Here is a 2,511-nt window from a genome sequence, read left to right as displayed (position 1 = left end):
ATGGCCGGTGCGGGGCGACATCGTTCGTCGGTTCGGGCCGGTGGCCATGGGCGAGCGCAACAACGGCATCAATATCGGGGCCGAAGCGGGGGCCGAGGTCCGCGCCGCCGCCGCAGGGCGCGTCGCGTATGTCGGGGACGATCTGGTGGGGCAGGGGCTGACGGTGCTGATCGTGCATCGCGACGGCTGGCGGACGGTCTATGGCCATCTGGGCTCGGCGACGGTGGCCAACAACGCCGACGTCCGGGCGGGCCAGCAGATCGGCACGGTCGGGCTGACCGCCGGCGACGGGCGGCCCTCGATCCATTTCGAGACCCGGCGGATGCAGGGCGACAACCCCTTGGCGGTCGATCCGCTGACGGTGTTGCCGCGGTAGTTCTCCCTCCCCCGGAGTGGGGAGGGACGGCGTAGCGGAGCGAAGCCCGGGTGGGGAATTTCACACGGCCCCACCCGGCTTCGCCTGCGGCTCAGCGTCCCTCCCCATGAAGGGGAGGGAGATCGTTGCAATGACGGGCGGCGGGCACTAGGTATCGCGCCTTCATTTCAACGGGCCCGTCAGCGGTGCCCGCGTTCGGGATTGTCCACACCATGCCTACTGAAGCCGGCCTCATGGGCACGATCATGCAGTTCCTGCCGTTCGTGGCGATCTTCGTGCTGTTCTACTTCCTGCTGATCCGGCCGCAGCAGAAACGCGCCAAGGAGCATGCGGCGCTGATCGCGGCGGTCAAGCGCGGCGACACCATCGTCCTGTCGTCGGGCCTGATCGGCAAGGTGACGCGGGTCGAGGATGCCGAGGTCAACGTCGAGATCGCACCGTCCGTGAACGTCCGCGTGGTCAAGGGCATGATCGCCGAGGTGCGCAACCGCACCGCCATCGCCGCGAACGACACCAAAGCCGTCACCAAGGCCTGATCCTCAGCGTCGCCGACCCGTAAGGCTTTCCCATGGTTCAGCAGTCGCGCTGGAAAATCATCGTAGTGGTGCTGGCGCTCGTGTTCGGGCTGCTGCTGGCCTACCCGAACCTGCTGTCTCAATCGCAGAGAGACGCCCTGCCGGGCTGGCTGCCCAAGAACGGGCTGAGCCTGGGGCTGGACCTGCAAGGCGGGTCTTACCTGCTGCTCGAGGTCGATGTGCCGGCCATGCGGGCCAAGCGAATCGACAACATGGTCGAGGACGCGCGGGTGACGATGCGGGAGGGCAATTTCCCCACCAACGCCTTCCAGCGCGAAGAGGGCGGGGTCGTCGTCACCCTGGCCAACCCAGCGCAACAGGACGCCGCCCTTGAGGCCATGCGTCTGCTGGCCGGCGGGCCGAACCAGCAGGGCGTCCAGGAACGCGCTGCCAGCCGCCTCGGCAACGACCGTATCCGCTATGCCTTCACCGACCAGGCCATGAGCGCCATGGCCGCGACCGCCGTCGATCAATCCATTGAGGTGGTGCGCCGCCGGATCGATTCGCTGGGCACGCGCGAAACCTCCATCACCCGCCAGGGTGCCGACCGCATCGTGGTCCAGGCCCCGGGCGAGAGCGACCCCGCCGCCCTGGAACGGGTCATCGGCCAGACCGCCCAGCTGACGTTCCAGATGGTCGAGGACGATCCCGAACTGATCAACCTGGCCCTGCAAGGCTCGGTGCCACCGGACTCGGTCCTGATGGTCGATCAGGACGGGGTCACGCCCCTGTTGATCAAGAAGCGGGTGCTGGTCTCGGGCGAGCAACTGACGCGGGCCTCGGTCGATTCGGACCAGAACGGCCGCCCGGCCATCGGCTTCCGCTTCGACGGCGTCGGCGCACGGCGCTTCGCCGCCGCCACCGCATCCGAGAACATCGGCAAGCGGTTCGCCATCATTCTGGACAATCGGGTCATCTCGGCCCCGAACATCATTGGCACCATCCCCAGCGGCCAAGGCCAGATCACCGGAAACTTCTCGATCGCCGAGGCGTCCGAGATGGTCAATCTGCTGAACGGCGGTGCCCTGCCGGCGCCGCTCAAGGTCGAGGAACGCCGGACCGTTTCGGCCGAACTGGGTCAGGACGCGGTCGAGGCGGGGGCTCTGTCCACCGCGATCGGCTTCATCATCATCGTGGTCTTCATGTTCGCGACCTACGGCTTCCTGTTCGGCGGGGTGTCGGTGATCGGCCTGCTGCTGAACGGCCTGCTGATCGTGGCGGCCATGTCGCTGACGGGGGCCAGCCTGACCCTGCCGGGGATCGCCGGTCTGATCCTGACCTTCGCCGTGGCGGTTGACGCCAACGTGCTGATCTATGAGCGGATGCGTGACGAGGCGCGGGCCGGGCGATCGGTGATCGCCAGCATGGACGCGGGCTTCAACAAGGCCATGGGCACCATCATCGATGCCAACCTGACCAGCCTGGTCGCCGCGGGCATCATGTTCGTGTTCGGTGCCGGGCCTGTGCGGGGCTTTGCCTGGACCCTGACCATCGGGGTGTTCACCTCGGTGTTCTCGTCCGTGCTGGTGGCCCAGGTGCTGCTGGCCTGGTGGCTGAAGA

3 protein-coding genes are annotated in these 2,511 nt (G+C 67.3%); all 3 read left to right on the top strand.

The features are described 5' to 3' along the window. Positions 1-376: murein hydrolase activator EnvC family protein (locus tag ACILQR_RS16510; RefSeq protein WP_395652448.1), on the top strand; the 376-nt coding region annotated here is incomplete at its 5' end. A 212-nt stretch (positions 377-588) separates the two neighbouring features. Further along, on the top strand, positions 589-912 hold the full coding sequence (gene yajC / locus ACILQR_RS16505; RefSeq protein ID WP_395652447.1) for a preprotein translocase subunit YajC: 324 nt from the start codon (positions 589-591) through the stop codon (positions 910-912). A 32-nt stretch (positions 913-944) separates the two neighbouring features. Continuing rightward, positions 945-2,511, top strand: a 1,567-nt coding sequence (secD, locus tag ACILQR_RS16500; RefSeq protein WP_395652446.1) for a protein translocase subunit SecD, incomplete at its 3' end; no start/stop codon positions are given.

The sequence above is a fragment of the Brevundimonas sp. genome, assembly GCF_044239655.1.
Classification (GTDB): domain Bacteria; phylum Pseudomonadota; class Alphaproteobacteria; order Caulobacterales; family Caulobacteraceae; genus Brevundimonas.
Note: the sequence above shows the minus strand (reverse complement) of the source record. Positions and strands in the feature narration are given on the sequence as shown.

Coding starts and splice junctions, on each gene's coding strand:
- yajC (WP_395652447.1), top strand. CDS start 589: ATGCCTACTGAAGCCGGCCTCATGGGCACGATCATGCAGTTCCTGCCG.